Source organism: Streptomyces sp. NPDC087901 (genome assembly GCF_044742205.1).
Lineage (GTDB): Bacteria > Actinomycetota > Actinomycetes > Streptomycetales > Streptomycetaceae > Streptomyces.
In genome coordinates, this window is the sequence record NZ_JBIUUC010000013.1 from 66367 (window position 1) to 92041 (window position 25675).

Consider the following 25675-nt stretch of genomic DNA (forward strand, 5'->3'; position numbering starts at 1 on the left):
ATGCGAGTGCCCCGTGGGCTCACATCAACCGAGTCCCGCCTTCCGGGGGCGGGTCCGGACCAGGAGCGTAGTTCGGCTGTCGGAGCGGACCGTTTCCTGGATGGGCAGTGGGAATCCTCGCGAAATACACTGACTGGGTACTGCGGTTACCTCCGACCATGATGCCCAGTCCCGTACCCGCTTTGCTGCCCAGCGCGACGAGCATTGCACCCGAATCCCCCGGTGCGGCAGCCCCGCCAAAAGTAGGATCTACGCGTATGAGGTCCCTGAAGCAATAGAAGAATCGGCGATCGTCTCCCCATGTCTTTACGATCGAATGGACACTCCTGACGCGCCCTTCATGCAATCCGGTCATTACTCCTGCGAAAGCCACGTGGAGTCCATAGGCGGGCCCTCCGTGTGTTCCCAAATCTGTCGCCTGCGGTATGCTGTCAATGTTGGAAATTCTAATGCTTTGTTTTGGCTGAGGCCAGATAGGGGACAGTGATCCAGGTCCGATCGCGTAGCTTGTCGTGCCGGTTCGCGGAATTGCCCACGCGAGATCGTAGGTGTTGAAGTAGTAAGGTCCGAGTTGATTTGCCGGGTAGCGGAAGAGGGGGTAACCGTTCTCCATCACTCCGATCTGCATCTTCTGGCTTCTCCACTTGCCGGGTGGATCCAGCTGAAGACCTGCGGGGGGCTGGTATATGGGCGCCGCCGGATTCACCTTGTTTCTGTCAGGCATTCCAGCGGTCACGTATTTGGTATTAAAGACGTGGCCTGCGGAAAATATCCTGGCGACGCCGCCCCAATCTGCGACGGTCATCGTCCCCATCAGCATTTGTTTACCGTTGTCGGAGCGAATGCCTATTCCGAGTCCACCCCAGGCCGGACGGTCATACATGCCCTCAAAACCTTGATGCAGGAGTGGTGCTTCGACTTCTATCACATCTGTCGGTGTGAGCCCTCTTGCCGCTGAGGATCCCGGGCCGGCCGTCAAGGTCTCGACAGTGGGTGGGATGTGCAGCTCTCGCTCAGTAAGAGCGGATATCGGCTTCTTTTCCAATACCTGTACGCAGATGGCCCATTCGCGCGTTTCCCGACCGCCGACGACCTTGTATCTCATGTCGAGCCCGACGACATTCGGATCGTAAATCCAATGCGCTACGGACTCGTGCAAGCGCCATTTCGGGAATGCTTTCATGGCGTCCGTCCTTCCAGGCTGAGCCGAATGGCAATGGCGCCTTGGTCGAAATGGGGCCTTCATCGAATGGCAAGGGGGGCTTCTCGGTGAGGCGACTGCGGGAGACGGTGTGCCTGCCGCCATGCTGCGGCCCCGACCGGCTCTGCCGGCTGATCGGTCGACAAGGGTCCGGGCCCTCCATCCATCTACCCACCATGCCCGGTCTCCTGCATCTTGAGGCGGGAGTGCCGCCGTCGGGGCGTGCGTTCACCGCGGGCGCGTCAACTTCCCATGCTGAACGGCCAATCCGTCGGCCCTTCCACGTGCGACGGCTGCCTCAAGGGTGCAACGTGGAAGAGAGGGCAGCGATGGGTCACCGGACCGAACTCCGCTGGTTGGCGCAGGAATTAGGGAGTGGCCGGTGCATCGGGGGCCGCTGCCGTGGCCGTGCCCGACGGATGGAAGGAACGGGGGCGCGAGACGTATGGCCGAGAAGGTCTTCAGCATCATCGAGGTGGCGGAGCAGGACGGGAAGTGGGGGTATTCGGATATCAATTTCGCCGAGAGGCGGACATCTGATCCCCCGGACTCGGTCGGTGGGCCGGTGTGGCGGCAGGTCAGTCCGGTGGCGGTCGCGGGAAGCGGGTTGGCGGCCGTGGGATCGGTCGAGGACGATCGGCGGGTGTTCTACCAGGACCGCGGCAGAAGCGTGGTCGAGACGGTGTACGAGCCGTCGCTGCCGGACGGCGGGTGGACCGGGTACCGAGTGTTCACCACCGACATCGGTGCTCCCAGCGCCGATGTGGGAAGTGCGGTGGCGGTGACAGGAGAGATCAAGGGCCTGCGGGTCTACTACCTCGACGACGGCCGGTTCGACGGCGGCCGACGTCTGGTACGGCTTGAGGAGAGGTCGGGGGAGTGGACGTACACCGTGTGTGCCGATGCTCCGCGGGGTTCGCCGATCAGTCCGCTGGCCGCTGTCACCACCGGGCAGGGTGAGTACGTCTATTACCTGGATGTGCGGGGCCACATCATCGAGGCCTCGTGGCTCGGGGCGGAAGGCTGGCCGTTCGGCGACCTGACGTCCGGTATCGCGGGGTGCCCGACGCCTTCCCCGCTCAGCCTGCTGACCGCTGTCGGTCGCGGCGCCGATTCCCGGCTCGTGTACTTCCTGGACGAGAACGACAGACCCGTGCAGCTGGAACGCACGATCATCCCGGGTACGAAGAAGGACCCGGAGGGCAGCGTGGTGTGGCGGGTACAGAGCCTGTCCGCCTACGGTGCCCCGGCCGCGGCGGCCGGCAGCCGGCCGGCGGTCCTGCTCACCGCCGAGGGGCATCCGCGGCTCTACTACCTGGACGCCGACCGGATGGTGGTCGAGGTGGGGTTCAACGGTCATGGCTGGGACGTCAGCCATGCAGGCATGGACGCCGACGAAGGCGCGGGCGCCCCCGCAGCCGCTGACGGCAGTTCACTGGCCGCCGTGGCCCCTGCCGACCGCGCGGCGGCCCAGGTCTACTACCTGGGTGTCGCCGACGCGGGCGACGGACCGCGAGATGGTGACAGCAATCTGATCGAACTGCAGGGGTCCGGGGCCGACTGGACCTCCCGCAGTCTGGGTGCCGAGCTGGACCTGCCCGATGTCGCCACCGGCGTTCCCAGCCCGATCTCCGCCATCTACACCACCGGCCCGCGCGTCTACTACACGAGCGAGGAGTAGACGGCTCGGCCGGGCCGCCGTTACGCCCGGCCGATGGACGAAGGAGAGCACCCCGATGCGCATGAACGACACCTACCGGGACGCCGTGAGCGGAACTCTCAAGTCCGCGGACAACGGAAGCCGGACGAACATGACGGTCACCAATCGCACGCCGGTGCACCTGCTGGTCTACTGGGTGGGGCTCGACGGCCTGCTGTACGGCCGCAACAGGCGGACCCGCAAACTGGCCCCCGGTTACCCGGGCCAGGTCCTGGACCCCGGGGCGACCATCACCTGGAACAACATCGACCGCACCTACTACTTCGTTGCCAAGGTCGGGTACTCGGGTGCCTTCGCCGCGGTCTGGCGAGCCGACCGGGACAACGCCGCCGTGACCATCACCGGCCGTGACCTGCTCGACCCGGACGACATCGGAGAAGTCCCCGTACCCACCGGCTCCATGATCATTCCGGCGAACGGGCCGAGGATCCTGGTGGGGGCGGGAGTGCTGATGAAGGACCGGTTCGTCACCCGCGAGCAGTTCTGGCAGCGCCTGCCGAACTCCTACAGCCTCGCGGCGGGCGAGGAGAAGGTCGTCAACTACACGCAGACGCAGGGGATGCAGGACAGCTCCTCCGACGCCGAGACGGTGACAGGGTCGGTCAGCAGCAGTGCCAGCGCCGGCTGGGGCCCGTTCAGTGCCTCCGTCAACGCTTCTCTCAGCAAGTCCTCGACCAAGACCCAGCAGGTCACCGTCTCCACCCAGACGACGAGCTTCACGTCGAACACGTACTCCAACGAGACGGCCCACGGATGGTTGTGCCTGTACTGGCAACTGACCGACACACTCACCGTGTTCGACGAAACGGGCACTCCTTTGTCATCGGTCGTCTCCGGCGTGGGCCCCGCCGTCGTCTGGGGCCCCGTCAAGATCGACAACTTGGCGAAGGAGGATCAGGACCCGCCTGCTCTGCGTGCCGAGATCCGGGACGAGATGCCCGAGATCGTCTCCGTCCGTCCGGCATCCGAGCAGCTCCGGTCAGCCTGAGGGCTGTCCCCCTCGGCTCACCCCGAGACAGGCCGATCGAACGGCGGCACCCCGGGCAGGGTGCCCCCCGACAGCTGGAGGAGATCATGGTGACAGCGGGCGCCCGCCCCACAGGCGTGATGCCGGGCGGAGGCTACACGGCGGTCATCGAAGTGGCCCTGGAGCCGAATGGCTCGTTCCGATGGACCAACCTCAACATTGCCGCGGCGGGCGAAGTCAGAGGCGGCATCCAGAGACCCGCCCCCTTTCCGGCCCTGACAAGCGGCTTCGTCGCCACCGGATGGGGATCGGACAATCGGTGCGTCTACTACGCCGATACCGACGGTGCCATCATCGAACTGAGGACCGACGGAAGCACCTGGGCCTACAAGAACCTCACCAGTCGCATCGGCGTTCCCGTGGCCGCGTGGAACAGTCCGTTCGCCATTGCCGGGACACGATCCAAGACGATGATGCTGTACTACGTGGAAGAGGACCGTCAGCTCGTCGTCATGAAGGCCAGGGGCACCTGGTCGTTCATGATAAAACGCCGCATTCCCAAGGTCCCGGCGGAAAGCCCGCTGGCCGCACTGCAGAACGCCAGAGGCCGTTTCGTCTACTTCTTCAACAAGAACCACCACGTCATCGAGGTGGAGGGCTTCGGGCAGCCCGCAACCAGGATCACCGATCTCACCAACTTCGCGCGCCTCCCCCCGCCCTCCCCGCTCAGCGGGCTGGCCGCAGTGGGGTGGTACAACGACCACCGGCGCGTCTATTACGCGGACACCGACGACAGCCTCATCGAGCTGGGGGGCTTCGCGGACGAGCGGGACACATGGTGGGCGCAGAACCTCGCCGGTCAGGGTGTCAGGCAGCTCAAGGACGGAAGCCCTCTTGCGGTCGCACCGGCGGACCGCGGTCTGCAGGGGGTCGCCATGTGCGGCCAGGGATCCGAACCGCTCTGGGCGAGTTTCGAGTCCGGGTGGGATACCCAGGAGATCTACACGACCCGGAAGGGAACCCGCCCGGTGGCGGCCGCCAACAGCTCCGTGGCCTGCGCGGTGGGTGCCGACGGCCGCCCCTGGGTGTCCTACGTGGGCGAGGACAATCACCTCGCGCTGTGGACGGGATCGGAGTCGGACTGGAACTGGTGGGATCTGACCGCCGAACTGGACCTGCCGGCCGCTGCCGGGGAGGCCCCCCAGGGGCCGCTGGCCCTCGTCCACACCGAGCGCGGACCGCGCGTCTACTACCTCACCGACGAGCCCGAATTCTGAGTGGCTCTGCCTCGCGCGCGGATGCGCGGCAGGTGATCGGAGCTCACCATGCGAATGAACGACAACTATCTGGCGGCCCTGAACGGGACCCTCGCCTCACCTCCCAAGGAGGCCAGGGCCACGATCCTGGTCATCAACGACCTCTCGATCCCCCTCGACATCTTCTACGTCGACCAGTCGGGCGACCTGTGCGGGCCCGACGGCGACGGGAACTGGAGCGCGGGTCTGCCCGGACTCGTCATGCGGCCCAACGGCGACAACGCCGTGATCACCGGCGACTGCTGGGCCGAGAGCTACTGGCTGGCCAAGTCCCACTACTCGGGCGCCTTCGCCGCCGTCCTGCAGAACCTCGGGGGCAAGAGCACCCTCACCTTCTCGGGATTCGACCTCCTGGACCCCAACGACATCGGACCGATCCCCGAGCCCAGCGCGGACATGCTCATCCCGCAGGACGGACCGAGTGTCCTGCTGGCCACCGGTCTCGTCCAGCACGGCACCACGGTCCGCACCCCGGTGAGCATGTTCGCGGACGACCAGGCCGGGCTCGGCGTGGCCGTCACCCGTGAACAGTTCTGGCACTGCACGGGGGAGTCCTACAGCCTCGCGCCGGGCGAGACCCGGACGGTCAACTACACCGTCACCCAGGGCATGCAGGAAAGCAGTTCGGAGGCCGAGACGACCAACGCGTCCGTCGGCGTGAGTGCCGGCGCCGGATGGGGTCCGTTCAGCGCATCCGTTTCGGCCTCCCTGAGCGAGTCGTCCACCACCAGCCAACAACTCACCGTGTCCACACAGACGACGTCCTTCGTCTCCAGCACCTACCAGAACCTCGGCGAGCACTCCGAGCTCAACTTCTTCTGGCAGCTGACGGACGTCGCGACCGTCTACGACGAGGACGGCCGGCCACTGTCCTCCGTGATCTCCGGTGAGGTTCCATCGGTCGTCTCCGGCCCCTGGAACGTCAAGGAGATCGAAGGGGACAGGAAGGAACGTGAGGTGGAGAGGAAGGCCGGTCATGACCGGCCGGGCAAGGGCTGAGCGCGTCGGTCCTCGCTTCTGCCCCGCTGCCGAGGGGGTGCGCAAGGGCGCGGACCGGGCACCGACTGTCCGGAAAATGACCTTTGGTCGGTTCTATCCATGCCATTGGGCTGTGGGCCCCGGGCCTGACCGCATGTTCTGCCGGAGCGGCCGGCCGGACCCGCGAGCCCGGCGTGATCCAGCTAACGGGCTCCGGTCACCCGGCCGACAGAAACGGACGTGCCGCGCATACGGGCGTAGTGCCCCGGACCGGTCCCCACGACCCGCTTGAAGTGGCGCGTCAGATGGGACTGGTCGTAGAAGCCCACGGCGCCGGCCACCTCCGACGCCGGCAGACCCTGGAGCAGCAGCCGGCGGGCGAGATCGACGCGGCGCCCCGTCACGTACTGGTGCGGTGCCATTCCGAACTCCCGGCTGAAGGCCCGCACCAGGTGTGCGTGATGGGCGTGCAGCCGCAGCGCCGCCTCCTGGAGCGCGATGCCCTCCACGAACCGTTCGTCGAGCAGGTCCCGCAGCCGGTGCGCGATCCTGCGGTCGTGGATGTACCGCACGGGCTCCGGACGGCTGCGCAGATGCTGGTCGAGGCGATCGGCGACGAGAGCGAGACGGCTCGCCGCCTCCAGTTCGTCACCAGGGCCGGCGAGCGTCGCGTGGAGGCGGTCGATCCGGCGGCGCAGGCCCGGATCGTGCAGGACGGGCCGGTCCACGGCCATGCCCACGAGTGATTCGTCGACCTGCGCGACGTCGAGGTACAGGACGCGCTTGCGGAACCCCGCGGCGGTGGCGGCGCCGCCGTTGTGCGGAACGTGCGGGGGCAGCAGCGTCACCACATCGGTGAGGACGCCGTGCTCGTGGTGGTCGAGGTCGTAGCGGACCATTCCCTCGTCGACGATGAGCAGCGTCCAGGCGTCGTGCGTGTGCATCGGGTAGGTGTGGTCGGTGAAGTGGGCGTGGAAGACCTCTTCGATTCCCGCCACGGACGGACGCCACGCGGTGATGTCCGGTCGTGCAGCCATGATCCGATCGTACGCCCGGCGGCCGCGTCGCCGATCCGGCAGGGGCGCCCGGGAGGCCGCCGTGCAAAGTTCGTACAAGACGGGGCGGCGGACGGCCCGGCAGGCTCGGTCCCATGACAGATGAACTCGCCCCCGTCCGCTTCGACACCAAGATCGCCGTACTGCTCAGGAACGACCTGGAGACCTGGCAGCGGCTGAACGTGACTGCCTTCCTCGTCAGTGGGCTCGGCACGGCCGTGCCCGAGGTGATCGGCGAGCCGTACGCCGACGCCGACGACACCCCGTACCTGCCGATGTTCCGGCAGCCGGTCATGGTCTTCGAAGGCCCGAAGGAACTGCTGACGACGGCCCACACCAGGGCGGTCGGCCGCGGCGTCACCCTGTCGGTGTTCACCTCGGACCTCTTCGCGACGGGCAACGACCGGGACAACCGGGCCGCCGTCCGCGCGGTGCGGCGGGACGGGATGGACCTGGTCGGGCTGGCCGTGCACGGACCCCGCAACGCCGTGGACAAGATCCTCAAGGGCGCGTCCATGCACCCCTGAGCACGGCATCCGTGTGCGTGCGTGGAACACGTGGCGGCCGGCCGGCGGAGCCCTGGCCGGCCGCGCGGAGCGTTTCACACGGTGCGTTCGACGAAGTACGGCAGCAGGGAAAGCAGGTCCGCCAGGGGATCCGGGGACAGGGCCGCGCTCTCCAGGCAGGCGCGGGCGCTCTCCAGATGCCGGTCCGCCTCGGCGAGGGCCGCCGCGCGGCCGCCGGCCTCCTCGATCAGCTCGGCCGCCCGTTGGACAGTGCGGTCGTCCAACGCCTCGCCGGTGCGCAGCAGCGCGCCCAGACGCAGAGCGGCCGTGCCACCGGAGGCGAGGGCGGCGAGGACGGGGTACGTCTTCTTCCGGCGGCGCAGATCGCTGTGCACCGGCTTGCCGGTGACCGCCGGATCGCCCCAGATGCCGAGCACGTCGTCCACGGCCTGGAACGCCACACCGAGATGGCGCCCCGCCGTCGTGAGTGCATCGGTCTCCGAGCGTCCGGCGCCGCCGAGGACGGCGCCCAGGCCGGCCGCGCAGCCCAGCAGCGCGCCTGTCTTCTGCTCGCTCATCCGCCGGTACTCGTGCGGTTCCACCGCATCGGGCCCGCTCCAGGGCCGCGACTCGAAGAGCAGGTCGTCGGCCTGTCCCCGCACCAGGTCGTTGAGCGTCCCCGCCAGCAGCCGGACCGCCGGGACGCACGCGCCGCCGGGAGCCCCGGCCAGTGTCTGTACGGCCAGTGCGAAGAGTGCGTCCCCGGCGAGGACCGCGGGCCCGGTCCCGTAGGCCTTCCAGGCGGTGGCCCGCTGCCTGCGGGTCTCGTCGCCGTCCATGATGTCGTCGTGGAGCAGGGAGAACGTATGGATCAGTTCGACGGCGACCGCGCCGAGCACCGCGCTCTCCGCCTTCGCGCCGACGGCCTCCGCACCCAGGACGGCCAGGGCCTGCCGGACCCCCTTGCCCTGCGCACCGGGGGCGGCACGGCCGTCGGGCCCGTCCCAGCCGAGGGAGAACGCGGTGATCTCGGCATGCCACGGATGGAGCTGCCGGACCGCCCGGCCGAGCGCCGGACGGACGAGGTCGCGGCATCGGGCCAGTATCCGGGGCGCGTCGGTCTGCTGGGCCAGGGGCGGTGTCACCGGCGGCCGCCCGCCGCGGCCGCCGCACCCTCGGCCGGTGCCGCACCCTCGGCCGGTGTCACGCCCAGCTCCGCGTACGCCTTGTCGACCATGGCGCGGGCGTTGAGCAGCCCGATCCGGTCGAGCGTGCCACGCAGTACGTCCAGCTCCGCCGCGGTCTCGGCACGGTCGCGGCCGAGCCGGGCCAGCGACTTGACCAGCCCGAGCCGGGCCAGCGCCTCGCCCCGGGGCTCCGTCATCTCGCGGAACTCCGCCAGCGCCTCCTCGTAGACCACCCGGGCCTCCTCGTACCGCCGGGCACGGTAGAGCACGTTGGCGCGCATCTTGTGGTTGTAGGCGAGGGCGCTGGACAACTTCATCGCGCGGCAGGTCAGTTCGGCCTCGGCGAGGAGGCCGAGTGCGCGCTCCGGGTCGTTGTCCCGTACGGAGATGATGTCGGCCATCCCGCGCAGCGCCCAGGCCCGCCCACGGCGGTCGTCCGCGTCCCCGGCGAGTTGGGCCGCCTCCTCGAACATCTCCAGGGCGGTGTCGAAGGACCCGGTGTTGCGGTGGATCTGGGCGATGCCCTCCAGGGCCCAGACGGTGTGGCGCGCCTCGCCGCGGGCTCGTGCCTCGGCGAGGAGCTGCTCGTGCAGGGCGGCGACGGTCCGGTAGTCGCCCTGGATGCGTCCGGTCTCGGCGAGGCCGGCCAGTGAGTAGCCGCGTGCGACCACATCCCCGCCCGCCTTCCCCAGGTCTGCGGCCAGCCTCAACAGGCGGAAGGCGAGACGTAGTCCGCCGCGCTGCCGGGCGAGTGTCCCGCCGCTCCACAGCGCCCAGGCCATGGCTCCCGTGTCACCGGCCGACCGGGCGGCCCGGTAGCTGGCCTTCCAGGCCCGGTCGGCCTCCTGTACGTGGCCCAGCCTGCGGTGTGCTTCGGCCACTGCGAGCCCGGTGCGGGCCACTTCCTGCGGGGAGCCGGCGAGTTCGGCCTCCTTCAAGTGGCGTTCGCCCTCGGCCAGCACGTCCGTGAGGGATGCGTTCACGGACATCTTGGTGAGGGCGCCCTGGTACTCGGGCGCCAGTGCCTTGCTGTGCATGGGAGCCTTTCGCGCGCGAACGGGACGGCCCGGACACTTCTATGCACCCTGTGTATACATCATGCGTATAGGTGCGCGGTGCTCGGACCCCTGCGCTCGTGGGGGGTGGGAGGAAGTCGGTCCTGTGTGCGGCATGCCGCCTTGTTGTGGATCAAGACGGCAGATGCGCGCGGAGGGTTGCTTCGTGGTCGGGGAAACCCTGCGGAAGTGATTCCGACCGCCTGCGCCCTCGCCGTTGAGTGCCGAAGGGCGGCCGTTCGGTTCCGCGTCAGCCGGATCGGGCGACCAGGTGGCCGGTGAACCATTCCCGGGCCAGTTCGGCGACCTCGTCCAGCGCGCCCGGCTCCTCGAAGAGGTGCGTGGCACCGGCGACGACGTCGAGCCGGTTCTCGCAGCGCAGTTGGGCCTGTGCCTGCCGGTTCAGCTCCAGCACGCGGGTGTCGTCGCCGCCCACGATGAGCAGGGTCGGGGCCCGTACGTCGCCGAGGCCGTCGCCCGCGAGGTCGGGACGGCCGCCACGGGAGACGACGGCGCCGATCCCCTCGCCGGGCTGCGTGCCGATGGCCGCGGCGGCCCGCAGCGCCGCCGCGGCGCCGGTGCTGGCCCCGAACAGGCCGACGGGGACGGGGGTACGGCGCCGCACCCAGTCGGTGACGTCGACCAGCCGTCCGGCCAGAGTGGTGATGTCGAAGACGTTGGTGCGGTCGGCCTCCTCGGCGGGGGTGAGGAGGTCGAAGAGGAGAGTGCCGAGGCCTGCCTGGTTGAGGGCGGCCGCCACTGAACGGTTACGAGGGCTGTGCCGGCTGCTGCCGGAGCCGTGCGCGAACACGACGACCGCCCCGGCGTCCCCGGCCTCGGTGAGCTCGCCGGGCAGGATCACGCCACCCGCCTCCACCGCCACCTCGACGGGCGTCCGCGGGGCCTCCGCGGCCGCTGCCCGGGCAGCCAGCAGCGAGACGACTTCCTCGTCCGGGGTCTGACCGAAGTCCCGGTACCACTCACCCACGGCGGAGAATCCGTACGGTGTCGACAGGCACACCAGCTCGTCGACCTGGCCGCGCAACCGTTCGGCGGCGTCCGGCGACGCCACGGGAACGGCCAGCACCACACGTGCCGCTCCCTGGGCTCGAGCCACCGCGCACGCGGCCAGCGCGGTCGCACCGGTCGCGACCCCGTCGTCGACGACGATCACCGTGCGCCCCGCCAGCGGGATACGGGGCCGGTCGCCCCGGAACGTCCGTGCCCGCCGCAGCAGTTCGGCCTTCTCCGTGCGTTCGACCGCGGCGATGTCCGCCTCCGACACGTGGCCGCGCCGCACGATGTCCTCGCTGATGACCCGTACCCCGCCCTCACCGATGGCGCCGAAGCCCAGCTCCGGGTGGTACGGGACGCCGAGCTTGCGCACCACGATCACATCGAGCGAGGAGCCCAGTTCCCCGGCGACCCGGAAGGCCACCGGTACGCCGCCACGCGGCAGCCCCAGCACGACAGGATCACTTGCCGCCAGCGGGCGAAGGGCCTCGGCCAGCCGTTGTCCCGCGTCGGCGCGGTCGGCGAACAGCACAGGGGCTCACCCCCGGATCGGAGAAGCGGGCGGCCGCCCGGACACCTACTTCGAATCAACACCGTGCCCCGCCGGCACGCAACCGCCGGGAGCCGCCCCGCCGCCGTGAACCGAGCCGGGTCGACGCGCGGCGGGGATCCACACGTGCAATCTGCCCTTCTCGCGATTGGCCCAGGCGTATCGGCGGCACCTCGGTGTCCCGGACGAAGTCGTCCAGGACGCCGCCGTCCGGACCGGTCTGCTCCGGGCAGAAAACGAGCGGCCCGCGCTCGACGGCTACCGCACCATGCACCGCGTCGGCCCGGGGCGGCCGCGCGCTCCAGGTACGGATCGAGCACCCGCCGGCCGACCCACACAGATGGGAGGCGGCTCAGCTCGGACCCGAGCGTGCGACACGGAAGCCCGTGTCGTCGATCCGGAACGTCGGGTGGCTGCGGCGCCGCACCGAGGCCCGGCAGCTCCAGCGCTCGTCGAACCAGCCACCACCGCGCAGTACCCGGTAGGTGCCGTACACCTCGGCGTCGTAGACGTCCCAGCACCACTCCCACACATTGCCCAACGTGTCGTACAGACCCCAGGGGTTGGGCTGCCTGCTACCCACCTCGTGCGGCCGCTCCTGCGAGTTGCCGCGGTGCCAGGCGATGTCGTCGAGCCGCCCGTAGCGTGCCGCCGTCGTGCCGGCCCGGCACGCGTGCTCCCACTCGGCCTCGGCCGGAAGCCGGTACCCGCCGGAGGCCGTGTCCCACTCGACCTGCGCGGCATCGGTGTGGAGGCGGTAGGCGGGCGCCAGTCCCTCGCGCTGGGACAGGGTGTTGCAGAAACGGACGGCGTCCAGCCAGGAAACCCCCTCGACGGGCAGCAGTTCGCCCTGCGCGGTACTCGGCCGCTCGCCGGTGACCTGCGTGTACTGGGCCTGGGTGACGGGGAACGTCCCGAGCCGGTACGGCGCGAGATCGACCGTCCAGCTGTGCTGCGTGCGACGGTCGGACAGAGTCACCCGACCCGGTGGAACGTCGACCAATTGGATCTCGGTGCTGGTGTCCATAGGACGGTGACCCTATCAACGACGTTTGCAGCGGAAAGTACGCGAACCGGGTCAACCAGCCTCTCTGCCCGAGGGGTTGTGGAGCGTGGTCAGCCTGCCGAGGCCTCACGGCTGATCTGCTCGAACCGGGCACCCATGGCCGCGGCCAGTGCCTGCGCGGCCGAAAGGGGCCGGACCATGACCATCAGGTCGTCGATCTCGCCCGCCTCGTTCATGTGCAGGAAGTCGCACCCGTTGATCTCCCGGTCGCCGACCTTCGCCACGAACACGAGTGCGTGATCGCGGCCGTCGTCGCTCGCCATCTCCCGCACGTACCGGAACTCCGTGAAGACCTCGGTGACCGCCCGCAGGATCGCAGCGGTGAGGGGCCTCCCGGGGTAGGGCTTGAATGCCACCGGGCTGGTGAAGACGACGTCCTCGGCCAGCATCGCCTCGACCGCGCCGAGGTCGTGCGCCTCGACGGCTTTACGGAAGGGATGCATTCCACTCTCCATAGTCAATTTGTTGAATAGGTGTGAATGAGAATAATCGCATCGGTGTTAACCTGTCCAGATGTCTCTCAAGTACGCGGTCCTGGCGGCGCTGCTCGAAGGCGAGGCCTCCGGCTACGACCTGGCCAAGGTCTTCGACGTCTCGGTGGCGAACTTCTGGTCCGCCACCCCGCAGCAGCTCTACCGCGAGCTGGACCGTCTGGCGGAGAGCGGCCTGATCGAGGCCCGAGTGGTCGAACAGCAGCGCAGGCCGAACAAGCGGGTGTTCACCCTCACGGAGACCGGTCGCGGCGCGCTCGCCGGATTCACCGCGGAAGCGCCCCGTCCCACGGCCATCCGCGACGAACTCCTGGTCATGACCCAGGCCGTGGACGACGGCGACCGGGACGCCGTGCGCGCTTCGGTCGAGGAGCGCATGGAGTGGGCGCGCGCCAAGCTCGCCCGCTACGAGCGGCTGCGGAACCGGATGCTGGACGGCCGCGACGAGGACACTTTCGTCCGTGAGACGGAGCGCATCGGCCCGTACCTGACGCTGATGCGCGGACGGACCTTCGAGGAGGAGAACGTGCGCTGGGGGGAGCGGGTCCTGGAAATCCTGGAGTGCCGTGCCGATTCGCACGCCGCTCGCCACGAGGCTTCCTCCGGCGGGCGACAGGGCTGAGCCACGAGGGGCGTTGGTAAATGACGGCCGGATCGAGGCCGTTGTCATACCCCTCGAATACTATTTCCCGCAGGGCACGGAGCGCACGCGCTGACCTCGTCCGGCGTCGGCGACAAGCAGGACGGACCGGTCGGCAGGCAGGCCCATGTGGCCGACATCGTCGACGCGGTGGAACGCCTCGGTCTGCGCGACGTCGTTCTGGTCGGACACAGCTATGCGGGCATTCCCGTCGGCCAGGCGGCCGGGCGGATCGGCGACCTCCTGGCCCGCGTCGTCTTCGTGGACGCCTGCGTCCCGGCCGACGGTGAGTCGTTCGTCTCCGCCTGGTGGCAGGGCGCGGCCGCGCTGGAGGCCGAGATCGCGGGGAACGGCGGCTTCTGGGCCCCGCCGACGGCGGCCGACTTCGAGGGCCAGGGCCTCACCGACGCACAGACCGCTCGCATCGTGAGCAGCTCTACGCCGACCCCGGCGCCTTCCTGAGCGATACCGCGGTGCTGAGCGGCTCGCTCGGCGACGTACATCAAGTGCCTTCTCGACGGCGCCGAACCGGCCGATGACGTGGCCGCGTTGCTGACCGGTGAGAGGTGGGAGCTGGTGACGATGGACACGGGACACTGGCCGATGTTCTCCAGGCCGGACGAGCTGGTCGGCATTCTGAATGGGGTGGCAGCACCCTGACTCTGACCGGCCGTCGGCCCGCCCGGCATCAGCCCTTCCCTCTCCGGTGCAGACGGGCGGCCCGCGCGGTGAGATAGCGCTGCTCGGGGAGGCTGGTGGTGCCGGCCGCCGCGGCGCGGTACTGGACGAGGGCGGCGGGGATGTCGTCGGCCAGCTCCAGCAGATGAGCGCGTACGGCGAATACGCGGTGGTGTCCCGCCAGTGGACCGGTGCCGGGGCCTGGCCCGACGAGAGCGTCCAGGAGAGCGAGGCCGGCGGCCGGCCCCTCCGCCATCCCCACGGCGACCGCGCGGTTGAGTGAGACCACGGGATTGCCCGTCAGCTGGTCGAGCAGTCCGTACAGGGCCGAGATCTGCGGCCAGTCCGTGTCGTCGGCCCGGGCCGCGTCGTCATGGAGCGCGGCGATGGCAGCCTGCACCCGGTATTCCCCCGGGCCACCGCCCGCTGCCCCGCCATGAAGGGTGCCCGCAAGCAGCCTGACCCCCTCCCCGATCAGGTCACGGTCCCAGAGCGTGCGGTTCTGTTCGCCGAGCGGCACCAGCTCGCCGTCCGCGTCGGTACGGGCGGCGCGGCGGGCCTCGGTCAACAGCATCAGGGCCAGCAGCCCGCTCACCTCGGCCTCCTCGGGAAGGGCTCGGTGCACCTCCCTGGCCAGCCGGACGGCCTCGTCGGACAGGTCGGCCCGGCGCAGTGCGCTGCCCCGGGTTGCGGCGTACCCCTCGTTGAACATCAGGTACAGCACATGGAGCGCGGCGCGCAGCCTCGGCGCCCACTCCTTCGTACCGGGACCGGGCAGGTCGAACCCGCTGTCCGCTGCCTTCACCCGCTGTTTGGCCCGGCTGATGCGCTGCGCCATGGTCGCCTCCGGCACGAGGTAGGCACGCGCGATCTCGGCCGTGCTCAGTCCACCGACCGCACGCAGGGTCAGCGCGACGGCCGACGGAGGGGTGAGCACCGGATGGCAGCACATGAAGAGCAGCATGAGCGAGTCGTCGGACGAGGGCGTGGCGCCGGCGGCGGGTTCCCGGGCGACCTTCTCCTCGCGTCGCCGGCGGGCCTGCTCGCTGCGTATCAGATCGAGATACCGCCGCGTCGCGGTCTGCAACAGCCAGCCGCGCGGTTGCTCGGGCACCCCCTCGGCGGGCCAGTGCAGGGCTGCGGCGATCAGTGCCTCCTGGACCGCGTCCTCACAGGCGGCGAAGTCGCCCATGCGCCGCACGAGCACCCCGAGGACCTGCGGGGCCAGCGTGCGCAGCCGCTCCTCGATGGCGGGCGGGTCAGCAGCCGGGTGCCCGGCGGATGGCCCGTGACCGGCGGGCGTGGACATCGGCACTCCTTGGTCGTCGGTGTGCGCCAGTGTGACGCACCCACCCCGCGGGCGGGACGGGCGAGCCGATCTCCGCACCGGAGGCGGAGGAAACCTCCGCAACGATCCACCCCGCCCACGGGAGCGCCACCTTGCGTGCCCCTCGAACAGGGGAACAGGATGCGCGCCCCGCCCAGCTCAGGGCCGGCACCTCCTCCCTACTGTTCCCCCGTGCTGAAGAAGACGTACGGCATCGACATCACCGGCATCGACCCCAAGGACGGCGGGACTTCGTGCACACGTGAGGCGCAGTCCCGTGCGGGGCTCGGACTGTGTGACGTTCGAGCCCCGCACGGGACGGGAGCATCAGCGCTTCATGAGGGCGAAGACTCCCCAGCCGAGATACTCACGCGTGGAGCGCGCGTAGCGGGCGGGCTCGGTGGTGAGCTCCTCCCGTACCTCGGGGGCCAGTTCGTCGTCAGGGTTCCGGTCGAGCCAGCGGCGCATGCTGAGCCACTGGGCCGCGACGTACCGGTCCCAGCTGTCCTGGTCGGCCAGCATCATCTCCACGACGTCGTACCCAAGGTCCTGGAACTGCTCGATCAGGTCCGGGAGTCGCAGGAAATCTGCGATGCCCGTGGCGTGGCATGCCGTGGCGGTCTCCTCGTCCGGAGGGGTCCGCAGCCAGTACGGCTCTCCGACCAGCATCACGCCTCCGGGGCGGAGGCTGCGACCGAGCAGCTCGGTCGTTCCGGCGACGCCGTTCCCGATCCACGTGGCGCCGACACAGGCGGCCAGATCGACCGGCTGGTCCGCGACATGGCCGGAGGCGTCACCGTGGACGAACTCGACCCGGCCGGCGACGCCGAGTTCGACGGCGCGGGCTCGGGCGTGCTCGGTGAAGACCGTGCTGATGTCCACCCCGGTGCCCGTGATCCCGTGGTCACGCGCCCAGGTGCACAGCATCTCGCCCGAGCCGCTGGCCAGGTCGAGTACCCGTGTCCCTGGGGTGAGGCGGAGCGCTTCGCCCAGGGCGGCGAACTTGGCCGCGGTCAGCGGGTTGTGGATCCGGTGGCTGCTTTCGCGGATGGTGAAGATGCGGGGAAGGTCCATGACCACATTCCTTTCCGTCATGCCCCGTGGTGGGAGGAGCGGTTGATGGCGCATCGAAGGCGCGCGACGTGCATGCGTGGATTGTCGTTTGCGTGGCAGGTCCGGCGACAATCGACCCGGTGACTTCTCCGTCACAGAGCTGGGCACGTGCTGAGCGGCCCGACGCCGCCCGGACGGTCGACGCCCTTCACGCCCGGACCGGTGTCCGCCTGGCCCTGGACGGACCGTGCCCGGGCGGACAGGTCGGTGCCGCCTATGGGCGCCGGCCCGACCATCACCGCTCCGTCCTCAAGTGGCGACCACACAGCCTGGCGGCGGATATGGAAGCAGGCCCACTCGCCGTCACCGAAGTGCTGCGACTGGGCGGATATCCGGCGCCGGCAACTGAGTTGATCGCCCAGGTCGGTCACGGGGTGGTCCTTGTCCAGGAGCTCCTGCCGGGCACGAAGACCGACCGGCTTGACCACCGCAGCCCGGTCGGTCCGGGCGCTCGCAGGCCGCACGGGATCACCAGGTCAGCTGTGCGAGCCGGGCCTCGATCCGCTCGCGGTCCCATGCCCCGTCCGCGACCACCACCCGGTAGCGCCGGGTCAGCGTGGCCCCGGGCTCCAGCACGAGCTCCTCATGGAAGGCGAAGGACGGGGCGACCGCGGCGAAGGGGTCGTTGCGGACGAACCAGTGTGCGGGATGCTCACCGCCTGCCCCCGTGTGGTCGTTCTCCGGAGCGTGGGCGAAGACGAGCGTCGCATGCCCGTCCGCCCCGTCGTGCTCGCCGCTGTACGCCAGCCAGGGTGCCTGCCGCCCCATCACCTCGGGCCCCTCGCCGTCCGGGGTGAGGATCCGGCCGTCACGGAAGGCGCGAGGGCCGCGCCAGAACAGCCCCGTGTAGCCCGCGCCGTCGCGCCCGTGTGTGGTGGGACTGCCGAACCGCAGCGGTTCGTCCCGGCGGTTGGTGACGGCGGACGACCACGTCAGCACCCAGCTGCCGGACACCGGATCGACGTCGTGCACCTCGACCGTGCGCACCTCGTCGGCCCAGAGCTCGCCGCTGTACGGATGCCAGCTGAGCCGCTCGCTGACGGTGGCCCCGTCCTCCCGCACCGACACCTCGTCGAACCCGCGGTGCGCCATGGAACCCACCCGCTCGGGCAACGGCTGATAGCCCTCGCCCGGCACGTAGGTGTTGCCGCCCCACAGGTTCTGCCCCGACAGATGGGAGGCGGTCAGCTGCAGCCCCTTGTGCCAGCGGTGGTCGTTGGGACGGTAGCCCGTCACCACCCGGTCGAGAAGGGTGCGCAGCGGATGGATGTACGGCTTCGGCGCCTCCCAGGGCGCCTCGGGCCGGTACACGTACCGCAGCAGTTCGACCCCGCTGTCCGCCACCGAGACGGAGATGTGGTCGCCGTGCCGGTGCACCAGGTTCAGTCGGCCGGTCACGTGCCCGCCTCCGCCGGCTCGGGCGCCCAGCCGGGGGCATTGCCGTGCAGGGCGCTGTAGTACGGATCGCCGGGGCCGATCTCGCCGGCCCGGACGGTGTTCCCGGTGAAGGCCGCCTTGTACAGCGCGGCGACCAGTTCCAGGCTGGTACGGCCGTCGGCGCCGCTGCTGCGCGGACGGCGGCCGGCCCGCAGATCGCGGAGCAGACCGCGCAGCTGCGCCTCGTGGGAGCTCGGCACATCGGGGCCGAAGTCCCGCCAGCCGGCCACCTGTTCAGTGGTTACCCCGGGAGCGGGGGTGATCCGCCAGTCCGCGTTGCGATGGCCGTACAGATGCGTGAGCTCGACCGTGGCCCGCTCGCAGTCGATCCGGATCCGGCTGACCTCGTCCGGGCTGAGGACGCTGTTGACGATCGTGGCCATGGTGCCGTTCTCGAAGCGGACGAGCGCGGTGGAGACGTCCTCCGTCTCCACGTCGTGCACCAGCCGTCCGGCCATCGCGCGGATCTCCGACCACGGGCCCAGCAGATCGAGCAGCAGATCCATCTGATGGATGCCGTGGCCCATGGCGGGGCCTCCGCCCTCCGTGTTCCAACGCCCGCGCCAGGGCACGGAGTAGTAGGCCTCGTCCCGGTACCAGGTGGTCTGGCAGTGGGCGACCAGGGGCCGCCCCATCGCCTGTTCGGCCAGCAGCGCCCGGACATGGTCCGAGCCGGAACCGAATCGGTGCTGGAACACGATCGCGGCGTACGGGCCGCCCCTGTCCGGGCCCTCCGCCGCCTCGATGGCGTCGAAGTCCTCCAGTGACGGGCACGGAGGCTTCTCGCACCACACCCAGGCCCCGGACCGCAGCGCGGCGATGGTCTGATCGCGGTGGAAGCGGGGCGGGGTGCCCAGGGTGACAAGATCGGGACGCTCCTCGGCGAGCATCCGGTCGAGGTCCGTGTACGGGCGGCCGGCGCCCGCTTCGGCGCAGAACGCCTCCGCGGACGCGGCGTCGACGTCGACCGCCGCGACGATCTCCAGGGGCTGTTCGACGGCCAGCGCACGCAGGGCCGGCAGATGGCTGACGCGCGCGATCGCGCCGGTGCCGACGATCGCGACCCGGATCGGCCTGCTGGGGGAAGCCTGGCTGGGCGTGACAAACACCTCCACGGTGCGGAGGCGCCCACCGGATAGCAAGCGCTTTCTCCGAGCGGAAACCTAGGCTTTGTGCAGGGTGTGGGTCAAGAGAGACATCTCCTGGACCGCTGTTCGCCGGCGCCGACGAAAAAAGGAGTTGTCCAGCTGCCTGCGTAGGTTGCAGCATCTGCCCATGACCACGGACTTCGCCCACCTGCTGCCGATTCCCACCGACCGACCGGTGTCGAGCGGCCGACAGCAGCCGGGCCACCCGAGGAAGTCGCCACGCCGACGCGGATGACCGCCGTCCTGGTCGCCGGACTGCTCGCCGGGTACGGCATCGCCATGCCGGTCGGAGCCGTCGCGACCTACCTCGCCACCCTCACCACACGTACCTCGCTGAGGACCGGAGCCTTGGCCGCGCTCGGTGTGGCGACCGCGGACGGGCTCTACGCACTGATCGCCGTCGTCGGGGGCTCGACGCTCACCCCACTCATCGAACCCGTCATGCTTCCCTTCCGGTGGGCCTCTGCCGCTGTCCTTGTCGCTCTCGCCGTCCGCGGTGGCGTCAGCGCGCTCGGCGCGTACCGCGGCGGCTCCGCGGCCGGCCGAGCCGACCACGCCCCGCTCACCCCCGCACGGGCCTACGTCACACTGCTGGCGATCACCCTGATGAACCCGATGACCGTCGTCTACTTCGCGGCCCTGGTCCTGGGCAGCGAGGCGGTCGCTGCCGCGGCCCCCGCGCACCGGGCCGTCTTCGTCCTCGCCGCCTTCGCCGCGTCCGCCAGCTGGCAGTTGCTCGTCGCGGGCGGCGGGGCTCTGCTGGGCCGGGCACTGACCGGCAGCCGGGGGAGACTCGTCACCGCGCTCGCCTCCAGCACCCTCATCACGGTGCTCGCCGTCCGCCTCCTCCTCCCGTCGACCTGAACCGGACGACGGTCCGCCGTCCGCATCGCCGGGACGGGGGCGGCGGACCGCCCGGCGCGGTGCGATGAGTTCGCACCGGTCCGGGAGTCAGCATGGTGACCCCCATGCGAGAAGGCGGAGCGATGAGCACCCTGCGCGAAGTACTCGAGACGCACGTACGCGACGGATCGGTGCCGGGAGCCGTGGGCCTGGTCGCCCGTGGAGGCCGGGCGGACGTGCAGGCGGTCGGCAGGGCCGACACCGGCGGTGGCGCGCCGATGGCCCCTGACTCCATCTTCCGGATCGCCTCCCTCACCAAACCGATCACCGCGGCGGCGGCCATGATGCTGATCGAGGACGGCCGGATCGGGCTGGACGCCCCGGTCGCGCCATGGCTCCCCGAACTGGCCTCACCCGTGGCCGTGCGCACCCCCGAGAGCCCGGTCGACGACGTGGTCCCGGCCACCCGGCCCATCACCGTGCTGGACCTGTTGACCTTCCGGGCCGGATACGGATTCCCGTCCGACTTCTCGCTGCCCGCTGTCGCGCCCCTGTTCCTCGAGCTGAAGCAGGCCCCGCCGCAGCCGCAGGCCGTCGCCGCCCCCGACGCCTGGATGGCTGCGCTGTCGCGGATCCCACTGCTGCACCAGCCGGGGGAGGCGTGGCTGTACAACACCTGCTCGGACATCCTGGGCGTCCTGATCGCCCGGGTCTCGGGGCAGTCGTTGCCGGAGTTCCTGGCCGAGCGGCTGTTCGAACCGCTCGGTATGGCCGACACCGGGTTCGAGGTACCCGCGCAGAAGCTGGACCGGTTCACCAGCTACTACCGGGCCGGTGAGGCGGGGGTTCTCGAACTCGTCGACGCCCCCGACGGACAGTGGAGCAGCATGCCGGACTTCCCGTCCGCCGCCGGCGGCCTGGTGTCGACCGTCGGGGACTGGCACGCCTTCGGCCGGATGCTGCTCGCCGACGGCACCGTGGGCGACCGCCCTCTGCTGACATCCGAATTGGTGCGGCAGATGACGACCGACCATCTGACACCCGCACAGCGCAAGGCGAGTGGACTGTTCACCGAGGGACAGGGCTGGGGGTTCGGCGGCTCGGTGGACGTCGAGAGGACCGACCCCTGGAACGTACCGGGCCGCTACGGCTGGGTCGGCGGCACGGGCACCACGGCGCACATCGTCCCGGCCACCGGCACAATCGCGATCATGCTCAGCCAGGTGGAGATGGCCGGCCCTCAACATCCCATGACCATGCGGGACTTCTGGCGTCACGTCGCAGGCGAGTGAGTCCCGTACGCCCGGGAGCCCCCGGCAGGCATCCGCCACCGAGTCGAACCGCACCTCGTCGCGTCCCACGCCCTGCGTGTCCGCGTCCACCGAACGCCGCAGGGCCTCATGGAGTCCGGCCGGAGTCAGCGCACCGAGGAAGCGCGCCCCGTTCAGTACCGCCACCCACCCTCCTGATGGTCGTCCATGACATCGAGGAGGCGGTGCGGATCTTGCCGCAGCCCGAGGGGCCGACCGGCGTGACCAGTTCCCCCTCGGTGACCTCGAAGGACAGTTCGGCGACGGCGATCGTCCCGTCCGGGTAGACCTTGCCGACCTGCTCGAACCGGATCATGACTGCATGTGACGAGCCGGACGGGTCCGTCGCGCACGGGCCGGGACCGGCCGGGGCGCGGCTATGTGCTGAACTGTCCGTGAACCATCGATCCAGGAGCCCCCTTGAACAGCTATCGCCTGCCCGGACTCGTCCTCACCGACCGTCACTTCACGGTACCTCTCGATCACACCGACCCGGGTGGTGAGCAGATCGAGGTCTTCGGCCGTGAGGTGGTGGCCGGCTCCAGGGCCGGTGAGGAGCTGCCTTGGCTGGTGTACCTGGAGGGCGGCCCGGGCTTCGGCGCCCGGCGCTTCACCGGTGCGGAGGCGTGGCTGGGACGGGCGGTGAAGGAGTTCCGGGTGCTGCTTCTGGACCAGCGCGGCACCGGACTGTCCACCCCCGCCAACCGGCAGACCCTGCCGCTCCGAGGCGGTCCGCGCGAGCAGGCCGACTACCTCGCGCACTTCCGTTCCGACAGCATCGTGCGCGACTGCGAACTGATCCGCCCGCAGCTGACCGGGGGTGCGCCCTGGACCGTTCTGGGCCAGTCCTTCGGCGGCTTCTGCGCGGTCCGCTATCTGTCGGCCGCACCGGAAGGCCTCAGCGCCGTTCTGATCACCGGCGGTCTGCCTTCCCTCGACGCCCACGCGGACGACGTCTACCGGGCCGCGTACCCGCGGATCGAGCGCAAGGTCGCCGCCCACTACCTCCGCTACCCGCAGGACGTCGAGCGCGCCCGCGCGATCACCGCTCACCTTGCGGAGCACCGCCCGGAGAGCGCCGGGCACCGGCTCACTCCCGAGGGATTCCAGTCCCTCGGCATCATGCTCGGCGGGGGCACCGGCAGCCACCAACTGCACTACCTGCTGGAGAACGCCTTCGTCTCCACCCCGCACGGCACCGAGCTCTCCGACACCTTCCAGGAGGCCATGCGCACGGCCAACTCCTTCGCGGGACACCCGCTGTACGCCCTCCTGCACGAGGCCATCTACGGCCAGGACGAGCGTCCCACCGGCTGGGCGGCCGAGCGGGTCCGTGCGGAGTTCCCGCAGTTCGACGCGGCGACCGCCCTCAAGGGCGACGGCCCGGTCCTGTTCACGGGCGAGAGCATTCACCCCTGGCACTTCGACGTCGACCCCGCGCTGCGCCCCCTGCGCGAGACCGCCGAACTGCTCGCCACCCGCGGTGACTGGGAACCGCTGTACGACATCGAGCGCCTCGCGGCCAACGAGGTGCCGGTGGCCGCCGCCGTCTACCACGACGACATGTACGTGGACACCGCGCACGCGCTGAGCACCGCCGCCGCGATCCGCGGGCTGCGCACCTGGGTGACCGACGAGTTCGAGCACGACGGACTGCGCGCGGGCGGGCCCCGCGTGCTGGACCGGCTGCTCGCCCTGGTCCGCGACGAGGCCTGAGTCCCGGTAGGGCGACAGCCGGCCGGAACGGGCGGGAGTCCCCCGCGGGAACAGGCGGGAGTTACCCGGGCCGGAACGGGCGGGAGTCACCTGGGCCGGAACAGGCGGGAGTTACCCGGGCCGGAACGGGCGGAAGTCACCCGGGCCGGAACAGGCGGGAGCCGGTCGCACCTCGGGGTGCGACCGGCTCCCGCCTGCTTGTGGGCTCAGCCCTGGAGCGCGTCCAGCGTCGCGTCCAGGTTCGCGGCCGAGCGCGGGGCACGATTGTGCGGGAGCTTCGACAGCACCGCCGCCATGCCGCACGTGTTCGTCACGGCCGAGAAGACGAGACCGGCACCGACGCCGGCGGACAGCCAGCGCGCGGCCGGATGGCGCACACCCGCCAGCAGACCGGTCACCACGAGCGAACCGGCGGCGAGCCGCACCTGGCGCTCCATCGGCCAGGTGGTACGGCCGCCCTCCGGACGGTCGAGACCATGGCCCTCGCCCTCCCAGGCGGAGGTGCCGCCGGAGAGAGTCGCGGCGTCGATGTCGGCCGCCGAGAGGATGTCGCAGGCCCGCGTGGAGCGGACGCCGGAGGCGCACACCACGAGCAGGGCGCCGCGGGCGGAGGCGGACTTGAGGGCGGCCACCGCCTCGGAGAGACGGTCGAGGGGGATGTTCAGGGCGCCGGGGACGTGCCCCGAGGCGTACTCGCCGGGGGCGCGTACGTCGATCACGGTGAACTCCGCGAGGCGGGCGGCGGCCTGGGCGGGGGAGAGGGATACGGGGCTGGTCACGAGCAGTGTTTCCTTTCGTTCACCGGGTGTGAGGCAGAGACTGGGTCTCTCCTGCCCCGGACGGGCTAGAATACCCCTTGGGGTATCAAGAGGAGGATGTGTGGAACTCGACATGGCGGCCGATGAACTCAAATCGGTGCTCAATCGCCTGCGCCGCGCACAGGGCCAGCTCACCGGAATCATCAGGATGATCGAGGAAGGGCGAGACTGCGAGGACGTCATCACGCAGATGGCGGCCGTTTCGCGGGCACTCGACCGGGCCGGCTTCGCGATCATCGCGACGGGGCTTCAGCACTGCATGGCCGACGGCGGCAGCGAACCCGCGGACCGGGACCAGATGCGTGCCCGGCTGGAGAAGCTCTTTCTCTCGCTGGCCTGAGAACGAATGGCGCGCGCCGCTCTGATTCACGCGACGGAGTCGACGAGCATGAACGCGGCGACGGCCAGCAGTACCGCGCCGAAGATCCGTTGCAGCGAGTCCGTGGAGACCTTGGCAGCCAGCCGTTTACCGTCCCAGGCCCCGAGTACCGCCGTCGCCGTGAACGGGGCGATGAGCGCCCAGTCCAGCGTCGTGGGCGTGGCGAGCCGGGCGGCCAGCGCGGCCGTGGAGTTCACCGTGATGACCAGCAGACTGGTCCCGACGGCCGCCGACATAGGCACGGCCAGGACGGTGACCAGCGCGGGAACGGCGAGGAAGCCACCACCCACCCCGAGCAGACCCGTCACCGCGCCGAGCCCGGCCCCTGCCCCGGCGGCCCTCCTGACCGGCACGGCGTCCGGCTGTCCCCCGTCCGCCTGCGGGGTTTTGTCGGTGCGGAGCATCCGCACCCCGGCGACCACGGCGAGGACCGCGAAGGCCGCGGTCAGGGCCCCGGAGGGGAGCCGCACCGACAGCGCTCCGGTGAGCGCCGCCGGTATGACACCCGCCGCTGCGAAGAGCCCCCCGGTCCGCCAGCGCACCAGGCCGTCCCGGGCGTGGGCGAGCAGGCCGGTGAGTGACGTCGCGATGACGATGAGCAGGCCGGCAGTGGTGGCCGCGGCCGGGCCGAAGCCGAGCAGATAGATCAGTGCGGGCACGGCGATCACGCTGCCGCCGCCGCCCAGTCCGCCGAGCGCGAGCCCGACCACCGCGCCGGCGATCAGCGCCAGTATGAGCGGGGTCATGCGATGGTGCCCGCGTCTCCGCGCCGGTCCCGTACCGGGAAGCCCGCGGCGGCCCAGGCGGTCATGCCACCGGTGACATCGACGACGGGCACCCCGCGGTCCGCGAGGATGCGTGCGGCCCGGCGGGACCGGTTGCCGGAGCGGCAGATCACCACCACCGGCTCGTCCGCAGGTGCGGGCAGCGGAGCCCCGTCGACGAGCGCGGACAGCGGCAGATGGACGGCACCGGGCGCGTGCCCGGCGTGCCACTCGGACGGTTCGCGCACGTCCAGCAGCACGGCAGCGCCGTCGGCGGTCCGTCGCCGGGCCTCGGTGGCGCTGACCCGGCCGGGGCCGCGACGGAAGAGGGACTTCAGGGAAGACATGGAAACACTCCGAGAGGTGCGGGAGACGCGTACCGGCCGGCGGCCGGCG

At 70.4% G+C, this 25675-nt stretch carries 26 protein-coding genes and 4 pseudogenes; 12 read left to right on the forward strand and 18 right to left on the reverse strand.

All coding sequences use genetic code 11. The features are described 5' to 3' along the window. Window positions 1-19 precede the first annotated feature (19 nt). Window positions 20-1183, reverse strand: a complete 1164-nt coding sequence (locus tag ACIOEW_RS31285; protein WP_401967867.1) for a hypothetical protein — start codon at window positions 1181-1183, stop codon at window positions 20-22. Window positions 1184-1646: 463 nt separating this feature from the next. Here ACIOEW_RS31285 and ACIOEW_RS31290 point away from each other — a divergent pair, with 463 nt between their 5' ends. The 4 genes from ACIOEW_RS31290 (at window position 1647) to ACIOEW_RS31305 (ending at window position 6203) form a co-directional block, all read left to right on the forward strand. Next, window positions 1647-2882: a hypothetical protein gene (locus tag ACIOEW_RS31290; protein ID WP_401967870.1), complete on the forward strand. Its 1236-nt coding sequence runs from the start codon at window positions 1647-1649 to the stop codon at window positions 2880-2882. A 55-nt stretch (window positions 2883-2937) separates the two neighbouring features. Then, a complete protein-coding gene (locus tag ACIOEW_RS31295) occupies window positions 2938-3909 on the forward strand; it encodes a hypothetical protein (protein WP_362544707.1) in 972 nt (323 codons plus the stop codon). A gap of 86 nt (window positions 3910-3995) precedes the next feature. After that, entirely contained in the window at window positions 3996-5165 is a 1170-nt protein-coding gene (locus ACIOEW_RS31300; protein ID WP_401967873.1) for a hypothetical protein, read from the forward strand. 48 nt (window positions 5166-5213) lie between these two features. Next, on the forward strand, window positions 5214-6203 hold the full coding sequence (locus ACIOEW_RS31305; RefSeq protein ID WP_401967875.1) for a hypothetical protein: 990 nt from the start codon (window positions 5214-5216) through the stop codon (window positions 6201-6203). 182 nt (window positions 6204-6385) lie between these two features. Here ACIOEW_RS31305 and ACIOEW_RS31310 read toward each other — a convergent pair whose 3' ends face one another. Beyond that, complete coding sequence (locus tag ACIOEW_RS31310) at window positions 6386-7219, reverse strand: AraC family ligand binding domain-containing protein (protein ID WP_401967877.1); 834 nt, start codon at window positions 7217-7219, stop codon at window positions 6386-6388. A 113-nt stretch (window positions 7220-7332) separates the two neighbouring features. Here ACIOEW_RS31310 and ACIOEW_RS31315 point away from each other — a divergent pair, with 113 nt between their 5' ends. Then, complete coding sequence (locus ACIOEW_RS31315; protein ID WP_362544719.1) at window positions 7333-7764, forward strand: DUF2000 domain-containing protein; 432 nt, start codon at window positions 7333-7335, stop codon at window positions 7762-7764. Between the two features lie 74 nt (window positions 7765-7838). On the opposite strand, the gene ACIOEW_RS31320 is transcribed toward ACIOEW_RS31315, so the two are convergent. The 6 genes from ACIOEW_RS31320 to ACIOEW_RS31345 all read right to left on the reverse strand — a co-directional run bounded on the left by ACIOEW_RS31320 (window position 7839) and on the right by ACIOEW_RS31345 (window position 13058). Continuing rightward, window positions 7839-8888, reverse strand: a complete 1050-nt coding sequence (locus ACIOEW_RS31320) for a polyprenyl synthetase family protein (protein WP_362544722.1) — start codon at window positions 8886-8888, stop codon at window positions 7839-7841. Beyond that, the gene (locus ACIOEW_RS31325) at window positions 8885-9967 is read right to left on the reverse strand and encodes a tetratricopeptide repeat protein (protein WP_401967879.1); all 1083 of its coding nucleotides are present in this window, start codon (window positions 9965-9967) and stop codon (window positions 8885-8887) included. Before ACIOEW_RS31325 ends, ACIOEW_RS31320 begins: the two co-directional genes overlap by 4 nt. Window positions 9968-10235: 268 nt before the next feature. Next, entirely contained in the window at window positions 10236-11531 is a 1296-nt protein-coding gene (locus ACIOEW_RS31330; protein WP_401967881.1) for a phosphoribosyltransferase family protein, read from the reverse strand. A gap of 55 nt (window positions 11532-11586) precedes the next feature. Then, a complete protein-coding gene (locus ACIOEW_RS31335) occupies window positions 11587-11889 on the reverse strand; it encodes a hypothetical protein (protein ID WP_401968122.1) in 303 nt (100 codons plus the stop codon). 12 nt (window positions 11890-11901) lie between these two features. Further along, complete coding sequence (locus tag ACIOEW_RS31340) at window positions 11902-12576, reverse strand: formylglycine-generating enzyme family protein (RefSeq protein ID WP_401967882.1); 675 nt, start codon at window positions 12574-12576, stop codon at window positions 11902-11904. A gap of 89 nt (window positions 12577-12665) precedes the next feature. Further along, window positions 12666-13058 (reverse strand): nuclear transport factor 2 family protein, encoded by a 393-nt coding sequence (locus ACIOEW_RS31345; RefSeq protein ID WP_401967883.1) that lies wholly within the window; start codon window positions 13056-13058, stop codon window positions 12666-12668. A gap of 70 nt (window positions 13059-13128) precedes the next feature. Between ACIOEW_RS31345 and ACIOEW_RS31350 the strand changes: the two genes are divergently transcribed. Continuing rightward, complete coding sequence (locus ACIOEW_RS31350; RefSeq protein WP_401967884.1) at window positions 13129-13728, forward strand: PadR family transcriptional regulator; 600 nt, start codon at window positions 13129-13131, stop codon at window positions 13726-13728. Window positions 13729-13785: 57 nt separating this feature from the next. Continuing rightward, window positions 13786-14406: pseudogene (locus tag ACIOEW_RS31355) on the forward strand (alpha/beta fold hydrolase). 28 nt (window positions 14407-14434) lie between these two features. Here the strand turns inward: ACIOEW_RS31355 and ACIOEW_RS31360 are convergent. After that, window positions 14435-15733 carry an RNA polymerase sigma factor gene (locus ACIOEW_RS31360; protein WP_401967886.1) on the reverse strand — a complete coding sequence of 433 codons (1299 nt, stop codon included), beginning with the start codon at window positions 15731-15733 and terminating at the stop codon, window positions 14435-14437. Window positions 15734-15928: 195 nt separating this feature from the next. On the opposite strand from ACIOEW_RS31360, the pseudogene ACIOEW_RS31365 reads away from it, so the two are divergent. Continuing rightward, window positions 15929-16021: pseudogene (locus ACIOEW_RS31365) on the forward strand (ABC transporter substrate-binding protein); the annotation flags it as partial. A gap of 57 nt (window positions 16022-16078) precedes the next feature. Here the strand turns inward: ACIOEW_RS31365 and ACIOEW_RS31370 are convergent. From ACIOEW_RS31370 to ACIOEW_RS31385, 4 genes are all read right to left on the reverse strand, one after another. Then, window positions 16079-16825 (reverse strand): methyltransferase domain-containing protein, encoded by a 747-nt coding sequence (locus ACIOEW_RS31370; RefSeq protein WP_401967889.1) that lies wholly within the window; start codon window positions 16823-16825, stop codon window positions 16079-16081. Window positions 16826-16956: 131 nt separating this feature from the next. Beyond that, a complete protein-coding gene (locus ACIOEW_RS31375; RefSeq protein WP_401967892.1) occupies window positions 16957-17328 on the reverse strand; it encodes a hypothetical protein in 372 nt (123 codons plus the stop codon). A 4-nt stretch (window positions 17329-17332) separates the two neighbouring features. Further along, entirely contained in the window at window positions 17333-18262 is a 930-nt protein-coding gene (locus ACIOEW_RS31380; protein WP_401967895.1) for a PmoA family protein, read from the reverse strand. Next, the gene (locus ACIOEW_RS31385; RefSeq protein WP_401968124.1) at window positions 18259-19410 is read right to left on the reverse strand and encodes a Gfo/Idh/MocA family protein; all 1152 of its coding nucleotides are present in this window, start codon (window positions 19408-19410) and stop codon (window positions 18259-18261) included. The genes ACIOEW_RS31380 and ACIOEW_RS31385 overlap by 4 nt, the downstream gene beginning before the upstream one ends. A gap of 270 nt (window positions 19411-19680) precedes the next feature. Here ACIOEW_RS31385 and ACIOEW_RS31390 point away from each other — a divergent pair, with 270 nt between their 5' ends. Then, window positions 19681-20313 (forward strand): LysE family transporter, encoded by a 633-nt coding sequence (locus ACIOEW_RS31390; RefSeq protein WP_362544749.1) that lies wholly within the window; start codon window positions 19681-19683, stop codon window positions 20311-20313. Window positions 20314-20435: 122 nt separating this feature from the next. Then, on the forward strand, window positions 20436-21584 hold the full coding sequence (locus ACIOEW_RS31395) for a serine hydrolase domain-containing protein (protein ID WP_401967898.1): 1149 nt from the start codon (window positions 20436-20438) through the stop codon (window positions 21582-21584). Window positions 21585-21611: 27 nt separating this feature from the next. Here ACIOEW_RS31395 and ACIOEW_RS31400 read toward each other — a convergent pair. Continuing rightward, a pseudogene (locus tag ACIOEW_RS31400) lies at window positions 21612-21755 on the reverse strand (ABC transporter ATP-binding protein); the annotation flags it as partial. Between the two features lie 31 nt (window positions 21756-21786). Then, window positions 21787-21918 (reverse strand): annotated as a pseudogene (locus tag ACIOEW_RS31405) (ABC transporter ATP-binding protein); the annotation flags it as partial. A 104-nt stretch (window positions 21919-22022) separates the two neighbouring features. Here ACIOEW_RS31405 and ACIOEW_RS31410 point away from each other — a divergent pair. Beyond that, window positions 22023-23318 carry an alpha/beta fold hydrolase gene (locus ACIOEW_RS31410; protein ID WP_362544755.1) on the forward strand — a complete coding sequence of 432 codons (1296 nt, stop codon included), beginning with the start codon at window positions 22023-22025 and terminating at the stop codon, window positions 23316-23318. A gap of 206 nt (window positions 23319-23524) precedes the next feature. Here the strand turns inward: ACIOEW_RS31410 and ACIOEW_RS31415 are convergent, their stop codons facing one another. Beyond that, entirely contained in the window at window positions 23525-24097 is a 573-nt protein-coding gene (locus tag ACIOEW_RS31415; protein WP_350998299.1) for a rhodanese-like domain-containing protein, read from the reverse strand. 100 nt (window positions 24098-24197) lie between these two features. On the opposite strand from ACIOEW_RS31415, the gene ACIOEW_RS31420 reads away from it, so the two are divergent. Next, the gene (locus tag ACIOEW_RS31420; protein WP_148015298.1) at window positions 24198-24476 is read left to right on the forward strand and encodes a metal-sensitive transcriptional regulator; all 279 of its coding nucleotides are present in this window, start codon (window positions 24198-24200) and stop codon (window positions 24474-24476) included. 26 nt (window positions 24477-24502) lie between these two features. On the opposite strand, the gene ACIOEW_RS31425 is transcribed toward ACIOEW_RS31420, so the two are convergent. Together ACIOEW_RS31425 and ACIOEW_RS31430 are read right to left on the reverse strand one after the other, a co-directional pair. After that, window positions 24503-25261 carry a sulfite exporter TauE/SafE family protein gene (locus ACIOEW_RS31425; RefSeq protein WP_401967901.1) on the reverse strand — a complete coding sequence of 253 codons (759 nt, stop codon included), beginning with the start codon at window positions 25259-25261 and terminating at the stop codon, window positions 24503-24505. Next, complete coding sequence (locus tag ACIOEW_RS31430; protein ID WP_362544761.1) at window positions 25258-25626, reverse strand: rhodanese-like domain-containing protein; 369 nt, start codon at window positions 25624-25626, stop codon at window positions 25258-25260. Before ACIOEW_RS31430 ends, ACIOEW_RS31425 begins: the two co-directional genes overlap by 4 nt. Between the last annotated feature and the right edge of the window lie 49 nt (window positions 25627-25675).

What these genes read in the sequence shown, in the direction of transcription:
- ACIOEW_RS31360 (WP_401967886.1), bottom strand. Translation starts at nt 15,733, where the DNA reads ATGTCCACGCCCGCCGGTCACGGGCCATCCGCCGGGCACCCGGCTGCT.
- ACIOEW_RS31295 (WP_362544707.1), top strand. Translation starts at nt 2,938, where the DNA reads ATGCGCATGAACGACACCTACCGGGACGCCGTGAGCGGAACTCTCAAG.
- ACIOEW_RS31285 (WP_401967867.1), bottom strand. Translation starts at nt 1,183, where the DNA reads ATGAAAGCATTCCCGAAATGGCGCTTGCACGAGTCCGTAGCGCATTGG.
- ACIOEW_RS31340 (WP_401967882.1), bottom strand. Translation starts at nt 12,576, where the DNA reads ATGGACACCAGCACCGAGATCCAATTGGTCGACGTTCCACCGGGTCGG.
- ACIOEW_RS31310 (WP_401967877.1), bottom strand. Translation starts at nt 7,219, where the DNA reads ATGGCTGCACGACCGGACATCACCGCGTGGCGTCCGTCCGTGGCGGGA.
- ACIOEW_RS31370 (WP_401967889.1), bottom strand. Translation starts at nt 16,825, where the DNA reads ATGGACCTTCCCCGCATCTTCACCATCCGCGAAAGCAGCCACCGGATC.
- ACIOEW_RS31430 (WP_362544761.1), bottom strand. Translation starts at nt 25,626, where the DNA reads ATGTCTTCCCTGAAGTCCCTCTTCCGTCGCGGCCCCGGCCGGGTCAGC.
- ACIOEW_RS31305 (WP_401967875.1), top strand. Translation starts at nt 5,214, where the DNA reads ATGCGAATGAACGACAACTATCTGGCGGCCCTGAACGGGACCCTCGCC.
- ACIOEW_RS31300 (WP_401967873.1), top strand. Translation starts at nt 3,996, where the DNA reads ATGGTGACAGCGGGCGCCCGCCCCACAGGCGTGATGCCGGGCGGAGGC.
- ACIOEW_RS31315 (WP_362544719.1), top strand. Translation starts at nt 7,333, where the DNA reads ATGACAGATGAACTCGCCCCCGTCCGCTTCGACACCAAGATCGCCGTA.
- ACIOEW_RS31425 (WP_401967901.1), bottom strand. Translation starts at nt 25,261, where the DNA reads ATGACCCCGCTCATACTGGCGCTGATCGCCGGCGCGGTGGTCGGGCTC.
- ACIOEW_RS31350 (WP_401967884.1), top strand. Translation starts at nt 13,129, where the DNA reads ATGTCTCTCAAGTACGCGGTCCTGGCGGCGCTGCTCGAAGGCGAGGCC.
- ACIOEW_RS31325 (WP_401967879.1), bottom strand. Translation starts at nt 9,967, where the DNA reads ATGCACAGCAAGGCACTGGCGCCCGAGTACCAGGGCGCCCTCACCAAG.
- ACIOEW_RS31345 (WP_401967883.1), bottom strand. Translation starts at nt 13,058, where the DNA reads ATGCATCCCTTCCGTAAAGCCGTCGAGGCGCACGACCTCGGCGCGGTC.
- ACIOEW_RS31395 (WP_401967898.1), top strand. Translation starts at nt 20,436, where the DNA reads ATGAGCACCCTGCGCGAAGTACTCGAGACGCACGTACGCGACGGATCG.
- ACIOEW_RS31290 (WP_401967870.1), top strand. Translation starts at nt 1,647, where the DNA reads ATGGCCGAGAAGGTCTTCAGCATCATCGAGGTGGCGGAGCAGGACGGG.
- ACIOEW_RS31390 (WP_362544749.1), top strand. Translation starts at nt 19,681, where the DNA reads ATGACCGCCGTCCTGGTCGCCGGACTGCTCGCCGGGTACGGCATCGCC.